The following is a 16505-nucleotide window of genomic DNA, read 5'->3' on the forward strand; positions in this document are numbered from 1 at the left end:
CCTATACATTATATTTTGATATTTTATTAAAAAATCTATCATAAATTATTAATAGTATAAAACTTATTCCAGATAATAAAACATTGATACACATTGAGATTGGTCTTTGCATTAAATCTGAGCTAGCATAACTCAGATATGCTTGAACTGGTAATGCTTTTGGAGTTGATGCTCCTATTAAAAAAGGAACTTCAAAAGAACCAAACGAAAAGGCAAAAATTATTATAAATGAAGAAATTATTGTGGGCATAGCAAGCGGCAACACTATATATCTAAAAGTTTGAAGTTTACTTGCACCTAAATTTATAGATACGTGTTGTAGATTATCATTTATATTTTTCAGTATATTATAAACCATTAGTGTTATATATGGTATTCCTTTCCACAGATAAACTAAAATTATCCCTATTCCATTTTTATCAGAAACCATTGGTATAAATTCAGATGAATCCTTTATTATATTGAAAAAGTAAAATACTCTTGAAATTATACCTGTTTGAGAAAATATTATAAATACCAATAATACAACTATTATATGTGGAACTACTAGTGGAATATTTAGAATCATATATCTAACTTTAGAAAATCTATTTTGAGACATTATGTATGCTAAAAGTATACCTATAATAACAGCTAAAATCGATGACACTAAAGAAATCTTCAAACTAAAGATAAGAGATTCTAAAAAATTAGAATCTCTAAAAATTTCTCTATAATAACTTAATGTAATTTGCTCAAGACCAATCTGAGGAAAAAATCCTAGACTTTGCGAGATGCAATTTATAATTCCTACACCCATTATAAGTATCAAGATGATAGATACAGGTGCTATTAATAAATATGGAATTATTTTATCATTAATTATTTTACTTTTCACTTTCTAGTACCTCTTGAGTCCATATTTTTTCTATTATTGGAACTATTCCTGCTTTTAATTCTGGAACTGAATTTTTTAATACTATAGTTTCACTAAATTTCTTAACATCTTCACTTGGAATCTTTTTCATATCTAAAACAGATGTATCTCCCCAATTTTTAGTTTCTGTCTTAGAGGATTGTGCATCTATACTCATCAAGAAATCTATTAACGCTATTGCACCTTCTTTATTTTGAGAATTATCTGGTATAGCAACAAAGTGTGTGTTACTTATATTTCCTTTTTCAAATTCTATTGCTTTTGTAGATTTGCTAAACTCTCCATTTTCTATTCTTCCTAATAATACATTTGGAGCATAAGTCATTGTAAAATAAGTTTCATTATCTGAATACATATTATCTAACTGGGAAGATGTCGCAGGATAAGTTTTACCTTTATTCCATAAGTATGGTTTTATTTCTTTAAGATAATCCATAGCTGGTTGTATGGCTTGTTTTACTTTAGCTTCATCTTCTGGTAAATTTTTTACTTTATCATATCCTACTACATCATATATTATATTTCTAACAAATGCACTTCCTGTAAAATCTGGTGGAGCTGGATAAGTAAATTTTCCAGGATTAGATACAATTGCTTCTTTTAGTGTTTCTGCATCAGTTATTTTTGTATTAATCTTAGATGTATCTGTTACAACTGCAAATTGAGATTTACCCCAAGGAGCTTCCATCCCCTCTACCTTAACTCCGAAATCTGTAGTAATATCTTCAGAAGATGAATCAACATACTTTTCATAATTAGAAAGTTTCTCTACAAAAGGTCCAAATAACAATTTATTCTCTTTTGCTGTTTTAAAGTTTTCTCCATTTATCCAAACCACATCTATAGTACCCTTAGCACTTCCAGCTTGTTTTTCTGACAATAGTTTATTAAGAATGTTTTCTATATCCATTCCTACTCTTTTTACAGTTATGTCATAGTCTTCTTTCATCTTTGGAATTACATAACTATCAAACCATTTATTCATTACTTCATTTCCACCATATCCATAAAAGTTAACTGTTGTACCTTTTGCAGATTTTAAAATCTCTTCATTGCTACTTTCTAATATGTCTTTTTGAGGCTCTTCTTTTTTATCGTTATTTGAGCACCCTACCAATCCAAATATAAGTCCTAAACATAATAGTATTGTTAATATCCTTTTTTTCATTTTTTCCCCTCTCGAAAATTAATTTATAATATTTTTTTTGCTTCTAATAGTCTTTGAACTGCTGTAAATAAAACTACTATAGAAAATAGATTTGCTATCATCCCAATATAACTTTGAAATAAAATCATCAAAGTAAAAAGTATAAATCCCTCACTCCTTTCAGCTACGCCAGCTTGATAATAAAATGATTTCATACCTTTTTTATCAGTTAAAGCACCAACAGTTAAAAATATAGTCATTGACATAAGAATACTACTTAAAAGAATCATTAGATTTAATCTTACATCAATCATCTTCAAACCAAATACTAAAATCATACTTATTTCTACTATTCTATCAAAAGTAATATCCATTAATGTTCCAAATAAGGATGTTTTATTACTACTTCTAGCCATATCACCATCTACAGCATCTAAGTATCCTGAAACCCATAATGTAATTATTGCTAGCACTTTCATATCGAGATATATAAATAAAGACGTAGATATTCCAACTATAAGCGCTATTATTGTTACGTTATTTGGGGTTAATTTAAGTTTTAAAAAGAACTCTGCTCCTTTGCTTATAAATGGCTCTACATATTTTCTTGCATGTGTATCTAACATATCATTTCCTTTCATTAGCTTATATACTTTTTATGTGCATTTATTAAGTTTCTATATTCATCTTCTTTGCTAATGCTATTCCTTTATACCTTGTGCTCCATTTTTTAATAGATGATGTTTTTTTCTGGGTTAATTTATTTTTGTTTATAACATCAACATCAAAAATAAAATCTAATACATGTAGTACTTTTTTATCTGCCATTAACATAGACTCACAACAAGATTGACAGTATGAGATTACATAATCTGTTTTTTCATTATTTGCTCTACTTTTGGTCTGGTTTATAGCAACTTCATTATTAGTAACCCTTACCATACCTCCAGAGCCACAACATTCTGTGTTTTCTCTATTTTTTTCAAATTCAATTATTTTTATTCCCATAAAACCCAGTATATCTCTGACTGACTCATGTATATTATGCTCATTTCTTATAGGGCATGGGTCATGTAATAAAAATTCCTGATTTAAATCATCATAATGATTTTTTAGATTTTCTGGAAGCCCATATTCTTTTATCACCTCCCATATTGAAATCACTTTTATATCACTGTTATTTCTTATAGTATTAAAACAATTTGGACAAGCTACGATTACCTCATCTATATCATTTTCTCTAAATAGCTTGTCTATTTTAGAATAATATTCATCAAATTTATTTGTATCTCCCATAGCTAAAGTTGGCTTGCCACAACATTCAAAAGCTAAAGATATATTTTCTATATGATTTTCTAAATATTTATATGTTTCTAATACTAAGTCACTACTATAGCTAGAAAGGCTACATCCTGGGAAAAAAATCTTTTTAGTGTTTTTTTTAATAAATTGTTTTGAGAATAATGGAGAGAAACTATTAGTTTGATGAAATTTTATTGTTCTATATCCTATATCATTTAATTCTTTTTGATTATCATGGAATATTTCTTTCCTTACATCAAAAAACATTTCTTTTAAATCTATATCTTTTGGACACTCCACCTTGCATATTCCACATAACATACAGGAATATGGCATATTTTTATTTATTGATTTATTTTGTAAAATATCTATCATAAGTGCTCTTGGTGAGTCTCCAAATTCTTTCATCATAGGACATACTTTAAAACATTTTTTGCAATTTATACAATCATTGTTATTTTTTTCGATTTTTTTTAATGTCTCTAGTTTTAGCTTTACTTCTTTTATACAAATACACCTCCAGATTGATTAATAGTTTTTTTCTATAATAAAAAACTCATTCTATAAAATTATAACAAATAGAATGAGTTTTTTCTAATAGATATTATCTATGCAATTTTTAATATATTTTTATTCAACTGTTACTGATTTAGCTAAGTTTCTTGGTTTATCTACATCGCAACCTCTTAGTACAGAAACATGATAAGCAAGTAATTGCATTGGTACAACTGCTAATATTGGTGATAAAATATCATCTGAGTTTGGTATATATATTATTTTTTCAGCAGCTTTTTCAACGTCTTTGTTATGACTTTGAGCAATTGCTACGACATAAGCTCCTCTTGCTCTTACTTCTTCCATATTAGAAACCATTTTTTCAAATAATTTTTCTTGAGTAGCTATAGCAATTACAGGAGTTCCTTTTTCTATTAATGCTATTGTTCCATGTTTTAATTCTCCTGCTGCAAAAGCTTCTGCATGTATATATGATATTTCTTTTAATTTCAATGAACCTTCCATTGCTAAACTATAATCTATACCTCTTCCTAAATAGAAAGCATGGTCAGAGCTAACAACTGTTTTAGCAACTTCTTTTATATATTCCTCATTGTCTAATATTTCTTGTATTTTTGATGGTATTTCTTTCATCTTAGAAATCATACTATCATAAAATTCTCTAGTTATTGTTCCTTTTTTAATAGCAAAATCTAAAGCTATCATATATAAAGAAGTTATTTGAGTTGTATATGCCTTAGTTGATGCAACTGCTACTTCAGGTCCTGCCCAAGTATAGAAAACATCATCTGATTCTCTTGCTATAGATGAACCTACAACATTAGTTATTGAAAGTATTCTTGCTCCTTTAGCTTTTGAATCTCTTAATACTGCTAAAGTGTCTGCTGTTTCACCAGATTGGCTAACTAATATTACTAATGAGTTTTCATCTACAAATGGGTCACTATATCTAAATTCTGACGCTATATCAGTTATTACTGGTATATTTACAAATTTTTCTATAGCATACTTACCAAGTAATCCAGCATTATATGCTGTTCCACAAGCTACTATATAAACTTTATTTATTTTATCTAAATCTTCTTTAGAAATATTTATGCTATCTAAAATTATATTTCCATTATCATCAAGTCTTCTTTCTAGAGTATCTCTAACTCCTGTTGGTTGCTCATGTATTTCTTTTGACATAAAGTAATCATATCCACCTTTAGATGCAGCTTCTACATCCCATGTTACATGGAATACTTCTTTTTCTACAAGATTTCTATTAGAATCATAAATTGTTACATTTTCATCTTTTAGGTGAACTATCTCTCCATTGTCTAAGAAATAAACATCTCTAGTATATTTTAATAAAGCAGGTATATCTGATGCTATAAAGTTTTCGCCTTCACCCACACCAACTACAAGAGGACTATCTTTTCTTACTGCAACTAATTCATTTCCATGATCTTTACATATAACACCTAATGCATAAGCTCCTCTTAATTTTGATATAGTTTTATATACAGCGTCTAATAAGTTACCTTCATAGTATTTATCTACTAAATGTGCTATTACTTCTGTATCTGTTTGAGATTCAAATTTAACACCTTCAGAAATTAATTCTTCTTTGATTTCCATATAATTTTCTATTATCCCATTATGAACAACTGCTATTGTTTTAGCTTGATTAAAATGAGGATGTGAGTTTACATCAGAGGGTTCTCCATGAGTTGCCCATCTTGTATGTCCTATTCCCAAATTTCCATCAATAGGATTTTTTTCTAAATCTTCTGCAAGCACAGAAAGTCTACCTTTGAACTTTCTAATATTAAGTTCATCACAATTAGAACCATTAACTGCTATTCCTGCTGAGTCATAACCTCTGTACTCTAACTTAGAAAGCCCCTCTACGATAACTTCTGCTGCCTTTCTACTTCCTAAATATCCAACTATTCCACACATTATTTGTGTCCTCCTAAAAATATTATTTATATATTTTAAGAGTTAGGTCATATAAGTTTACTTTGGCTTCCCTTTGTCCATAGGATTACTCCTATTATTTAAAGAAGTCTTTCGATGGTAAACACACCGCAGAGCATCCGCCGACAATTCGATTAACTCTGACCTCGTCAACTTAGTTCCAATAATACTTAATTCTTGTGCCTATAACTAAGTTCTGGCGCTTAGAAAGGTGTCCTCAGGGTTTATATCTGAGAATACCCTTATAAATTACGATAATTTTTCTTGTATAATATTAGCTAAATTTGTTGCTAATTCTTTTATTTGACCTTCCTCTTTACCCTCTAACATAACTCTAACCAATGGTTCAGTTCCTGATGGTCTTATTAAGACTCTACCATTTCCATCTAAAATAGATTCTATTCTTTCTATTTCAGTTTTTATTTCTGGATATTCCATATATTTGGTTTTATTTTCATTTTTTATTGTTGCATTCACTAATACTTGTGGATATTGACTCATTATTGATGCAAGTTCTGATAAAGGTTTCTTTTCTTGCAATATTATATTTGCAAGTATTAAAGAACTAAGAACTCCATCTCCTGTAGTATTGTAATCTAAGAATATCATATGTCCAGATTGCTCTCCACCAAGATTATATCCATTTTTAACCATATCTTCTAAAACATATCTATCTCCAACTGCTGTAGTAGATAATTTTATTCCATTTTCTTTTGCAGCTATTGTTAATCCTATATTACTCATAACTGTAACTACTAAAGTATCTTGTGCTAATTTATTATTTTTCTTTAAATTTAAAGCACTCAATATCATTATATGGTCTCCATCAACAATTTGACCCTCTTCATTTACTGCAATTAATCTATCAGCATCTCCATCATATGCAAGACCTAAGTCAGCATTATGTTCCAAAACAGCCTTTTGAAGTTGTTCTGGATGTGTAGAGCCACATTTATAATTTATATTGTTTCCATCTGGTGAACTATTTATTGAAATTACACTTGCTCCTAATTCATCAAATACTATTGGTGCTACTTTATACGATGCACCATTAGCACAGTCCAAAACCACCTTTAATCCTCTAAAATCAGTGTTAATTATTGATTTTAAATAGTCTACATAGTCTCTTTGTGCATAATGCTCATGTAATCTTCTTCCTACATTTTCACCAACTGGCATACAATCTACTTTATCTATATCATCTATATATTCTTCTATCTTTAACTCTATTTCATCATCCAATTTATATCCATTTTTATTAAAGAATTTAATTCCATTATATTCAACAGGATTATGAGATGCAGATATAACCACACCACAATCAGCACCATATTTTCTAGTTAAATATGCAACTGCAGGGGTTGGTATTATTCCAACAGTAATAACATCACATCCAACAGACATAAGACCTGCTATTAAAGATGCCTCCAACATATCTCCAGATATTCTAGTATCTTTGCCTACTACTACTTTTACTCTATGGTCTCCTTGAGCTAAGACAAATCCACCAGCTCTACCAAGTCTATATGCTAAATCACATGTTAATTCTGTATTTGCTACTCCTCTAACTCCATCTGTTCCAAAATACTTTCTCACTAAATATTCTCCTTTCATAATTGAAAAGCTTGTAATTTGTATTATATTTTTATAATTCATAAAATACTATTATATTCTTAATTTCAGTCATAAAAATATTTTAATACTTCTCAGCAAAAAAGACAATAGAAATAATTCTATTGTCTTTTTTTTGACATCTTTTTTCTTTATTAGTTAGTTGCTCCACAACATGCAGCATCCATACCTTTTTGTAAAGCTTCTCTGTTTAATGGAACAAATTTTTCTTTTCTAGGTCCAAAAACTTTTTTAAATGCTTCTAATACAGATTCTATATCCACTGTATCAGCTACTTTTAAGTAAGCTCCTAGCATTATCATATTAGCAACTTTATCATTACCTAATTCAACAGCTAATTCATTTGCTGGGATATAATAAACATCTACATCTGTTCTTTCAACTTTTTCTTTTATTAAAGAACTGTTTACTATTATTTTTCCACCAGGTACAACATCGTCTTTAAATTTTTCAAATGCTGGTATATTTAATAATATAGCTGCAGTTGCATCATCTGTTATAAGTGGAGAACCAACAGGTTCACTAGATACAGTTACTGCACAGTTTGCTGTACCTCCACGCATTTCTGGTCCATAAGATGGTAACCAAGAAACTTCTTTTCCTTCTAACATTCCTGCATAAGTAAGTAATTGTCCCATAGACATAACACCTTGGCCTCCGAAGCCTGCACATATTACTCTAGCTGTAGACATTTACTTCACCTCCTCAACTTCAACATTTTTGAAATTTCCTAATGGATAGTATGGTATCATATTGTCTCTTAACCATTGTAAAGCATCATTTGGAGCTAGTCCCCAGTTTGTAGGACAAGTAGATAATACTTCTACTATTCCAAATCCTAATCCTGCTTGTTGAACTTGGAATGCTTTCTTTATAGCTTTTTTAGCTTGTCTAACATGAGCTGGAGTATCAACTGCTACTCTTTCTACGAATACAGCTCCTGTTAATGTAGCTAACATTTCACTTACTCTTATTGGATAACCTTGAGTTTCAGCATTTCTTCCTGATTGAGCAGTAGTAGCTCTTTGTCCAACTAATGTAGTTGGAGCCATTTGTCCACCAGTCATACCATATGTTGTATTGTTTACAAATATAGTAGTTATTTTTTCTCCTCTAGCAGCTGCATGAACTATTTCAGCAGTACCGATTGAAGCTAAGTCTCCATCACCTTGATAAGTGAATACTGTGTTTTCAGGATGAACTCTTTTTATTCCTGTAGCAGCAGCTGGTGCTCTACCATGAGCTGCTTCTTGAGTGTCACAGTTAAAATATTTATATCCTAAAACTGAACATCCAACTGGAACAACACCTACAGCATCACCTAATACTCCTAATTCTTCTAATACTTCACCAACTAATCTATGGATTATACCATGTGTACATCCTGGACAGTAGTGAGTTTGAGTATCTTGTAACCCTTGAGTTTTCTTAAATACAACAGCCATTATCTAGCACCTCCTGCAACCAATTCTCCGGCAATAATTTTTTTAGCTTTTTCAACTATTTCTGCTGGTGTTGGAGTCATTCCTCCTGGTCTTCCATGGAAGTAAACTGGTAATTTACCTTCTACTGCCATTTTTACATCTTCCACCATTTGTCCCATACTCATTTCAACAGTTAATATGTTTCTAGCACTAGGGATTTGGTCAAATGCTTCAAATGGGAATGGCCATAATACTTTAGGTCTTATAAGACCTGCTTTTATTCCTTCTTCTCTTAATATATCAATTGCACTTTTCACTATTCTTGAAGTAGTTCCATAAGCTGCAAATATAAATTCAGCGTCTTCTGTTTTGTACATTTCATATTGTACTTCATTTTTTTCCATTTCATTGAATTTAGCTTCTAAGTGCCAACAGTGATCTTCTAATACTTCTGGCTCTAAGTATAAAGAGTTTATTACATTAGGTACTCTTTTTCCTTTAGTTCCAACAGTTGCCCAATCTTTAGGAGGCAATTCTCTTTTCTTTTCAGGAGCTTTGAATTCAACTGGTTCCATCATTTGACCTATCATACCATCTGCAACTACCATAACAGGTGATCTGTAGTAATCTGCAACATCAAAAGCTTCCATTATCATATCAACAGCTTCTTGAACTGTAGCTGGTGCGAATACTGGAGTTCTGTAGTCTCCGTTTCCTCCACCTCTTGTAGACATAAAGTAGTCAGCTTGTGAAGGTTGTATACTTCCAAGTCCTGGACCACCTCTCATTACGTTAAGTACAACACAAGGAACTTCTGCTCCTACTGCATATGTTATACCTTCTTGTTTTAAAGCAACTCCTGGTGAAGATGAAGAAGTCATAACTCTTGCTCCTGCACCTGCTCCACCATAAACCATGTTTATCGCAGAAACTTCTGATTCAGCTTGAACGAACGCTCCACCTATTTTAGGTAACTCTCTTGATAAATATTCTGGTAATTCACTTTGTGGAGTTATTGGGTAACCGAAGAAATATTTGCAACCAGCTTCTATAGCTGCTTTTCCAAATGCTTCGTTACCTTTCATAAGTATCTTAGCCATTAAAATTCCCCCTTAAATATTAATTTAAATTAATCTCTTTCTACTGTTATAACTACATCTGGACACATAGTTGCACAACTTGCACATCCTATGCATTTTTCCATTTCAGAAACAGTTGCTGGGTTATAACCTTTTTTGTTTATTGTGTTTGAGTCTAATTGTATGATTTTTACTGGACATGCTTCAACACATAATCCACAACCTTTACAACGTTCTTGATTAAAAGATACTTTTCCTTTAGCCATTTACCTAAGCCTCCTTAAACTTTCTATATATTTGAGCCCAAACTACATCCAGTCTTCTCTCATATATAATTTTATCGGAAAAATTTCTCCCTCTAAATCTTTTGGTAATTGTTCAACAAGATTTTCTAAGCATGCAACATATCTTATTGGTATATTACATTCCTTAGAAACTTCTTCTGCAACTTTTTGACCTCTTAAAACATCATCAATAGTAGTAAACCTAATAAGATGAGTATTATTAATTAGACCTGTTACCTTTAGTTTAGAAGATTTCTCTATTTCCTTTATATATTGGATAACTTCTTCAGAAGTTTGAGTTTTCTCCCTATTTGCATTTATTACAAAAAGCATGTCATAGTCGCCTTCTTTTAATAAATGACTAAATCCTCCTATAACTCTAGCACCTACATTATCTCCGCCTAAGTCTATAACAGAATTGTATGAATGGTCAACCATAGGTGACATTACCTCTGCTGATACTGCTGGTAAATCTAATGTTGGAGCATTAATCGAACTATCTATTGGTTGTATACCTAAAGATTTCATTAGCTCTTTCTTTTCTCTAGTTCTAAAATATACATTCACCACATCCAAATCGGATATAGCAACTTTGCCAGAAACCATCTCTCTTAATTTAACAACATAGTTCATCGCAAATTCACTTTTACCACTTCCATAGTGACCTGTTATGATTCTTATTCTTTTATCATTAGTTATCATAAACTTGAGCCTCTTCTTCACCAGTTAAGACTCTAAGTCCACCTTGAGCTAATGCAATCATTTCATCTTCACCTGGATAAACTTTTACATCTGCTATGAATTTAACTCTATCTGCAATCATATCTGTAAACATTTTTGAATATGCGATTCCACCAGTTAATAATATTGCTTTTACATCTCCCTTAAGAACTGCAGCATTAGCTCCTATTTCTTTAGAGATTTGATATGCCATAGCTTCGTATACTAATTTAGCTTTTTCATCACCAGCTTCAATTCTTTCTTCAACTTCTCTAGCATCATTAGTATTTAAGTATGCAACTAATCCACCATTACCTTTTATTTTCTTTTTAATTTCATCTTGAGTATATTCTCCACTGAAGCACATTTTTACTAATGCTCCTACTGGTAATCCACCACTTCTTTCTGGAGAGAAAGGTCCTTCTCCATCTAATGCGTTTGCAACATCTACTATTCTACCATTTTTATGAGCTCCAACAGAAACTCCTCCACCCATATGTGCAACTATAAGATTTATATCTTCATATTTTGTGTTTATCTCTTTAGCATATCTTCTTGCTATTGCCTTTTGATTTAAAGCATGTACTACACTTGCTCTACTTATTTCAGGCATACCAGAAATTCTAGCAATCTCTTCTAGTTCGTCCACAACAACTGGGTCTACTATGTATGAAGGAACATTAACTTCATCACCTATTTGTTTTGCTATTATACCACCTAAATTTGAAGCATGTTCTCCTAAAACTCCTACTTTTAAATCTTCTATCATAACGTCACTTACTGAGTAAGTTCCACCTTTTATAGGCTTAAGAAGACCACCTCTACCTACTACAGCATCTAAGTCAGATGTTTTTACTCCACCTTCTTTTAGTGCTTCTTCTATTACTTGTTTACGAAATTCAAATTGGTCTGAAACCTTCTCATATTTTCCTATTTCTTCAGAAGAGTGTCTTAGTGTTTTTTCAAATACTAAATCCTCATTATCAAATACAGCTATTTTAGTTGATGTCGAACCAGGATTTATTGTTAAGATTTTAAATATTTTGCTCATTTGCCTATTTCCCCCTTAAATTTAAGCCTTTGCTGCCATTAAAACGCCCAAAGCTATTGAGTTAAGTTTAGTTTCTTCACTATCTGCTCTAGAAGTTAATATTATTGGTGCTTTAGCTCCAACTATAACTCCTGCATTTTTTGATTTTGAGAAAAATACTAAAGCTTTATATAATATATTACCACCTTCGATGTCTGGAGCCAATAATATATCAGCTCTTCCTGCTACAGGATGATCTATACCTTTATGTTTAGCTGCTTCTAAAGACACTGCATTATCTATTGCAAAAGGTCCACCTACCATACAACCTTTGATTTCTCCTCTTTCATACATTTCTTCAAGTTCTTTAGCTTCAACTGTATCTTTCATTTTTGGATTTACTTTTTCTTTTGCGCATATTGCAGCAACTTTTGGTTCACTTATATCTAATGAATGTGCTACTGTGCAAGCATTTTCTATGATTTGCTTTTTAGTATTTGTATCAGGAGCTAAGTTCATAGCTGCATCAGTTACGAAAAATAATCTGTCATACCCCTCTACATCAAATACTGCTACGTGGCTTAATACATTACCAGTTCTAAGACCTACTTCTTTGTTTAAAACTGCTTTTAGTATTATTGATGTGTCTACTAACCCTTTCATTACCATATCGGCTTTTCCTTGTGAAACTAATTCAACAGATTTTAGAGATGCTTCTGCTAAATCTTTTATATCTATTACTTCATAATTTTCGATATCCATGTCTATGCTTTTTGCAATTTCTTTAGTCTTTTCTATATCACCTATTAAAATGGCATTTGCTATTTTTTCTTTTCTAGCCATTTCAACTGCCATTAAAACTTCTTTATCTTGACAACATGCTACTGATATAGTTTTAGGTCCTCTTTCTTTTGCAAACTTAATTACTTCTTCAAAACTTCTCATGCATTTCCACCTCATCTTGAATTTTTTGAAATAGAATTTTTATATCTCAATTAAATTATAACTCGTTCAGCAACGTTTTCCTAGGGATAATTGAAATATTTAATTCAAAAATATTTATTTAATCTATTTATCAGTCTTTTTTCATATATCTAACACTTTTTAGATTTAACAAATATCTCATTGTCCTTATTTTATAATATAACTAAAATAAACAAGATGCAACAAAAACATAAAATTAACAAACTTAATTTTATAGATTTTTTTGTCGCATCTTGTAACAACTAAATATTCAAAATATTTGTTCATTCCACTTCAACAATATTAGGTTCTATATTTATTTTTTTAAATTGATATGTTGTTTCATATTTTATTTTATATTTATCATTTTCAGTAGGTGCTTCTGATAAATCGATATATAACGAAATATCTTTTTTATTTAGCTTACTTAAATCTTCTGTTGATTCTACAACAACTTGAATATCTCCAGTAGAAATTATACTTGGATTGTCCATATTTGCTGGAATATTTCTTAACATAATATCTTCTGGACTATATACAAACTCAGCACTTAATTGTTTTGTTTCATTTAGCTTTATAGTTATAGAGGTATCATCAATAGTTATTCCTTCTGGAATCTCTAGACTCACCTCTTTTTCTTCTCCATTAGCTAAATCAACTAAATCAATAGGTTTTGTCTTAATATAATTTATTTTGTCTATATTTTCTTTTTTACCTTTTATTGTAACTTCATCTTTACTTAATTTATAATTTTTCAATGTATTATTATCTTGATTATTATCCTTTAAATCTACTCTTATTGGTACAGTTTTTTCTTTTAATAATTCTACACTTGCTGTTACAGAACTTGAACTTAATGTCACACCTTCAACCTTAGTTCCATCACTATTTAAAGGTATTAAATCCAATTTTTTAGAGAAATCTTCTGTCTCGTTGCCGACATTTAGATTAGCTCTTACACTTTTAACTTCTTTAACTAAACTCATCGGACCCGATATATCGACATAATTTTTACTTAATTCAATATTATCTATATTTCTTTTTGAATTCCCACTTACTTCTACCTTTATATCTCTTTTTTCTTTTATATTTTTCTCAAGATTTACTATTAAAACATCATGCTTAAATTCTAAAGTAACACCTTGAGGAATATTTGCTTTTAAATATACTTCCTTCTTACCTTGTATTGGGTCTTCAACAGTTCCATACACATGTATATCCTCTTTTTTAACTTTTTGTACCTTTGATAAACTACCTTTTATATACACATCTGCTGTTAATTTTTCGTCTGGATATATAACAAGATTTTTATCATTTAAATCACTCATATTACTTATAGATACAGGTATATCTTCAAACCCTCTAGTTTCTTCAGGGTCAACTACAGCCATAACATACATCCATAAAGCAATTGCACTTAAAAATGATATTATTTTTATTTTGGTATTATTTTTTAGTCTATTTATCATTTAAATATACCACCTTTGAAAAAACTTCTTGTTTCTGTATTCGTTTTTAGATTACTACGTAATATATTCATCATTCTTTCTCTAGAAATATCTCTATATAACTTACCAGCTTTAGCAATTGATACGCCTCCAGTTTCCTCTGATACAATCAGCGTTATACAGTCAGAGACTTCACTTACACCTATTCCAGCTCTATGTCTAGTACCTAAATCTTTGCTTAAGTCCTTACTCTCTGTCAACGGCAAGAAACATGCAGCAGCCTTTACCTTAGAATCCCTAATTACAACAGCTCCATCATGTAATGGTGTATTTGGTATAAATATATTTATCAATAATTGCCTAGAAATTTCGGCATCAATTATAGTTCCTGTATTTATTATATCACTTATTCTGGTTTCTCTCTCCATTATGATAAGAGCTCCTATTTTTTGTCTAGAAAGTGAATATAAAGCTTCTACAATCTCTTCTATAGTTCTATTAAGAGTTTCTTCTGAAGTATTTACATTTTTTCCAAATAAATTAAACTTTGCTCTTCCTATATGTTCAAGCCCTGCTCTAAATTCTGGCTGAAAAATTATAAGAGCTGCTATAACTCCATAATCCAGCGCCTTAAGAGATATCCAATAAACGGTATGCAATTTAAAAGTGTTACTAAGTTGAGTTGCTAGCAAAAGAAATATTATACCTTTAAATACTTGTTCTGCTCTTGTGTCTTTTATAAACATAAATATTTTGTAAAAAATATATGCTACTATGGATATGTCAATTAAATCATATATACTCATTCTTAATATTATATTAAAAAATTCATTTAAAAAAGAATTTATATCTAACACAGTTTTATCCTCCTGTTCGATAACTTCTTAATTATTTACACTATGTATTATACTATATAAATCTAACTCTATACAAACTATTTAACTTTTGTGTAAATAATTCTATTTTTATAGATTGAGATTGTTAAATAATCTCTAAATACATTAAAAATATTGCTCATAAAATATATATTTTCTATTAAAGTTAAATCTAGTTTAAATAATTCAAATCATCAAGGCGCGAATACAAAATAGTACTCGCGCCTTGATGCAATTTTATACTATAAAATCTATTTCAAAATACATATTATCTTTCAATATATGTTCACTACAATAAATTTAATAATCTATTTATTAATTATATAAAATTGTAACATTATTTTTATTAATATTATATTGGTAATATTATTTTTATCTTATACCAATAATTTCCCTTATAAATAATTTATATCAACTTCTATTAATATCTTATTATGTATCTTTTCTAGAAATTATCTTTTATAATAAAAATAATTAAAACAGCTTATCTATTTTCAAAGTCATACATATATTACTTATAAGTATAACAATTCATTTAATACAATCTACAAACACCATATTATCAAGCACTTAGAATATCTAGTATTTCATAATATATTTCATCGTTCTTTTTCAGTATAAGAAATTAATTTATGAATTTAAATAGTATTCTAATGTCTCAGTACTATAAAGTATACAGTATAATGTATATGAGCCTATTTACTAATAATTAAGTCTATGCAATAAATCTTTCTATAAACTTCTTGTAGACTATTATACATTACCATTAATATGATTACAATATTAATGAATATAATGTAACTCTTATATAATTTGATATTTATAAATAAAAAGACACAGGTGACATGCATGTATCCTGTGTCTTTTTAAACAATATAAAAGTTTACTATAAATATAGTAAACTTTTCTTAATGAGCGCACAGGGATTCGAACCCCGGACACACGCCTTAGAAGGGCGTTGCTCTATCCAGCTGAGCTATGCACCCAAATTATTATGGAGCGGGAAACGAGATTCGAACTCGCGACTTCAACCTTGGCAAGGTTGCGCTCTACCACTGAACTATTCCCGCTTATTTAATTTGGCGACCTGGAAGGGGTTCGAACCCTCGACCTCCAGCGTGACAGGCTGGCATTCTAACCAACTGAACTACCAGGCCGCAAATGGTGGGACCAGCAGGGCTCGAACCTGCGACCCCCTGCTTGT

At 30.2% G+C, this 16505-nt stretch carries 15 protein-coding genes and 3 tRNA genes; all 18 read right to left on the reverse strand.

Annotated features, from left to right (window positions below):
* Position 1: 1 nt before the first annotated feature.
* The 18 genes from KGF48_RS17970 to KGF48_RS18055 all read right to left on the reverse strand — a co-directional run bounded on the left by KGF48_RS17970 (position 2) and on the right by KGF48_RS18055 (position 16458).
* Positions 2-877, reverse strand: coding sequence for an ABC transporter permease subunit (locus tag KGF48_RS17970; protein ID WP_227839393.1), 876 nt, complete (start codon positions 875-877; stop codon positions 2-4).
* Positions 867-2084, reverse strand: a complete 1218-nt coding sequence (locus tag KGF48_RS17975; protein ID WP_227839392.1) for an ABC transporter substrate-binding protein — start codon at positions 2082-2084, stop codon at positions 867-869. Before KGF48_RS17975 ends, KGF48_RS17970 begins: the two co-directional genes overlap by 11 nt.
* A gap of 23 nt (positions 2085-2107) precedes the next feature.
* Complete coding sequence (locus KGF48_RS17980; RefSeq protein ID WP_227868398.1) at positions 2108-2689, reverse strand: CDP-alcohol phosphatidyltransferase family protein; 582 nt, start codon at positions 2687-2689, stop codon at positions 2108-2110.
* 43 nt (positions 2690-2732) lie between these two features.
* Complete coding sequence (locus KGF48_RS17985) at positions 2733-3890, reverse strand: (Fe-S)-binding protein (protein WP_413894828.1); 1158 nt, start codon at positions 3888-3890, stop codon at positions 2733-2735.
* A gap of 105 nt (positions 3891-3995) precedes the next feature.
* Positions 3996-5828, reverse strand: coding sequence for a glutamine--fructose-6-phosphate transaminase (isomerizing) (gene glmS / locus KGF48_RS17990; RefSeq protein WP_227839391.1), 1833 nt, complete (start codon positions 5826-5828; stop codon positions 3996-3998).
* A gap of 267 nt (positions 5829-6095) precedes the next feature.
* A complete protein-coding gene (gene glmM, locus KGF48_RS17995) occupies positions 6096-7442 on the reverse strand; it encodes a phosphoglucosamine mutase (protein WP_227868399.1) in 1347 nt (448 codons plus the stop codon).
* A gap of 170 nt (positions 7443-7612) precedes the next feature.
* Positions 7613-8170 (reverse strand): 2-oxoacid:acceptor oxidoreductase family protein, encoded by a 558-nt coding sequence (locus KGF48_RS18000; RefSeq protein ID WP_227839389.1) that lies wholly within the window; start codon positions 8168-8170, stop codon positions 7613-7615.
* Positions 8171-8923, reverse strand: coding sequence for a thiamine pyrophosphate-dependent enzyme (locus KGF48_RS18005; RefSeq protein ID WP_227827895.1), 753 nt, complete (start codon positions 8921-8923; stop codon positions 8171-8173).
* Positions 8923-10002 (reverse strand): 3-methyl-2-oxobutanoate dehydrogenase subunit VorB, encoded by a 1080-nt coding sequence (locus KGF48_RS18010; protein ID WP_227434529.1) that lies wholly within the window; start codon positions 10000-10002, stop codon positions 8923-8925. The genes KGF48_RS18005 and KGF48_RS18010 overlap by 1 nt, the downstream gene beginning before the upstream one ends.
* Before the next feature lie 29 nt (positions 10003-10031).
* Positions 10032-10247: a 4Fe-4S binding protein gene (locus KGF48_RS18015; RefSeq protein ID WP_227434528.1), complete on the reverse strand. Its 216-nt coding sequence runs from the start codon at positions 10245-10247 to the stop codon at positions 10032-10034.
* Between the two features lie 42 nt (positions 10248-10289).
* Positions 10290-10967 (reverse strand): ATP-binding protein, encoded by a 678-nt coding sequence (locus KGF48_RS18020; RefSeq protein WP_227839388.1) that lies wholly within the window; start codon positions 10965-10967, stop codon positions 10290-10292.
* Positions 10957-12036, reverse strand: a complete 1080-nt coding sequence (gene buk, locus KGF48_RS18025; RefSeq protein WP_227839387.1) for a butyrate kinase — start codon at positions 12034-12036, stop codon at positions 10957-10959. The genes KGF48_RS18020 and buk overlap by 11 nt, the downstream gene beginning before the upstream one ends.
* 21 nt (positions 12037-12057) lie before the next feature.
* Positions 12058-12960: a phosphate butyryltransferase gene (ptb, locus tag KGF48_RS18030; RefSeq protein WP_227434525.1), complete on the reverse strand. Its 903-nt coding sequence runs from the start codon at positions 12958-12960 to the stop codon at positions 12058-12060.
* A gap of 302 nt (positions 12961-13262) precedes the next feature.
* Positions 13263-14447 carry a CdaR family protein gene (locus KGF48_RS18035; protein ID WP_227841462.1) on the reverse strand — a complete coding sequence of 395 codons (1185 nt, stop codon included), beginning with the start codon at positions 14445-14447 and terminating at the stop codon, positions 13263-13265.
* Positions 14444-15283 carry a diadenylate cyclase CdaA gene (gene cdaA, locus KGF48_RS18040; RefSeq protein WP_227434523.1) on the reverse strand — a complete coding sequence of 280 codons (840 nt, stop codon included), beginning with the start codon at positions 15281-15283 and terminating at the stop codon, positions 14444-14446. The genes KGF48_RS18035 and cdaA overlap by 4 nt, the downstream gene beginning before the upstream one ends.
* Before the next feature lie 930 nt (positions 15284-16213).
* A tRNA-Arg gene (locus KGF48_RS18045) sits at positions 16214-16287 on the reverse strand.
* Between the two features lie 9 nt (positions 16288-16296).
* Positions 16297-16371, reverse strand: a tRNA-Gly gene (locus tag KGF48_RS18050).
* A 10-nt stretch (positions 16372-16381) separates the two neighbouring features.
* A tRNA-Asp gene (locus tag KGF48_RS18055) sits at positions 16382-16458 on the reverse strand.
* Between the last annotated feature and the right edge of the window lie 47 nt (positions 16459-16505).

The organism is Clostridioides sp. ZZV15-6388 (assembly GCF_020657755.1).
In the GTDB taxonomy this organism is placed as follows: domain Bacteria; phylum Bacillota; class Clostridia; order Peptostreptococcales; family Peptostreptococcaceae; genus Clostridioides.

Coding starts and splice junctions, on each gene's coding strand:
- buk (WP_227839387.1), bottom strand. CDS start 12,036: ATGAGCAAAATATTTAAAATCTTAACAATAAATCCTGGTTCGACATCA.
- KGF48_RS18035 (WP_227841462.1), bottom strand. CDS start 14,447: ATGATAAATAGACTAAAAAATAATACCAAAATAAAAATAATATCATTT.
- KGF48_RS18005 (WP_227827895.1), bottom strand. CDS start 8,923: ATGGCTGTTGTATTTAAGAAAACTCAAGGGTTACAAGATACTCAAACT.
- glmS (WP_227839391.1), bottom strand. CDS start 5,828: ATGTGTGGAATAGTTGGATATTTAGGAAGTAGAAAGGCAGCAGAAGTT.
- ptb (WP_227434525.1), bottom strand. CDS start 12,960: ATGAGAAGTTTTGAAGAAGTAATTAAGTTTGCAAAAGAAAGAGGACCT.
- KGF48_RS18020 (WP_227839388.1), bottom strand. CDS start 10,967: ATGATAACTAATGATAAAAGAATAAGAATCATAACAGGTCACTATGGA.
- KGF48_RS18015 (WP_227434528.1), bottom strand. CDS start 10,247: ATGGCTAAAGGAAAAGTATCTTTTAATCAAGAACGTTGTAAAGGTTGT.
- KGF48_RS17975 (WP_227839392.1), bottom strand. CDS start 2,084: ATGAAAAAAAGGATATTAACAATACTATTATGTTTAGGACTTATATTT.
- KGF48_RS18010 (WP_227434529.1), bottom strand. CDS start 10,002: ATGGCTAAGATACTTATGAAAGGTAACGAAGCATTTGGAAAAGCAGCT.
- KGF48_RS18000 (WP_227839389.1), bottom strand. CDS start 8,170: ATGTCTACAGCTAGAGTAATATGTGCAGGCTTCGGAGGCCAAGGTGTT.
- KGF48_RS17980 (WP_227868398.1), bottom strand. CDS start 2,689: ATGTTAGATACACATGCAAGAAAATATGTAGAGCCATTTATAAGCAAA.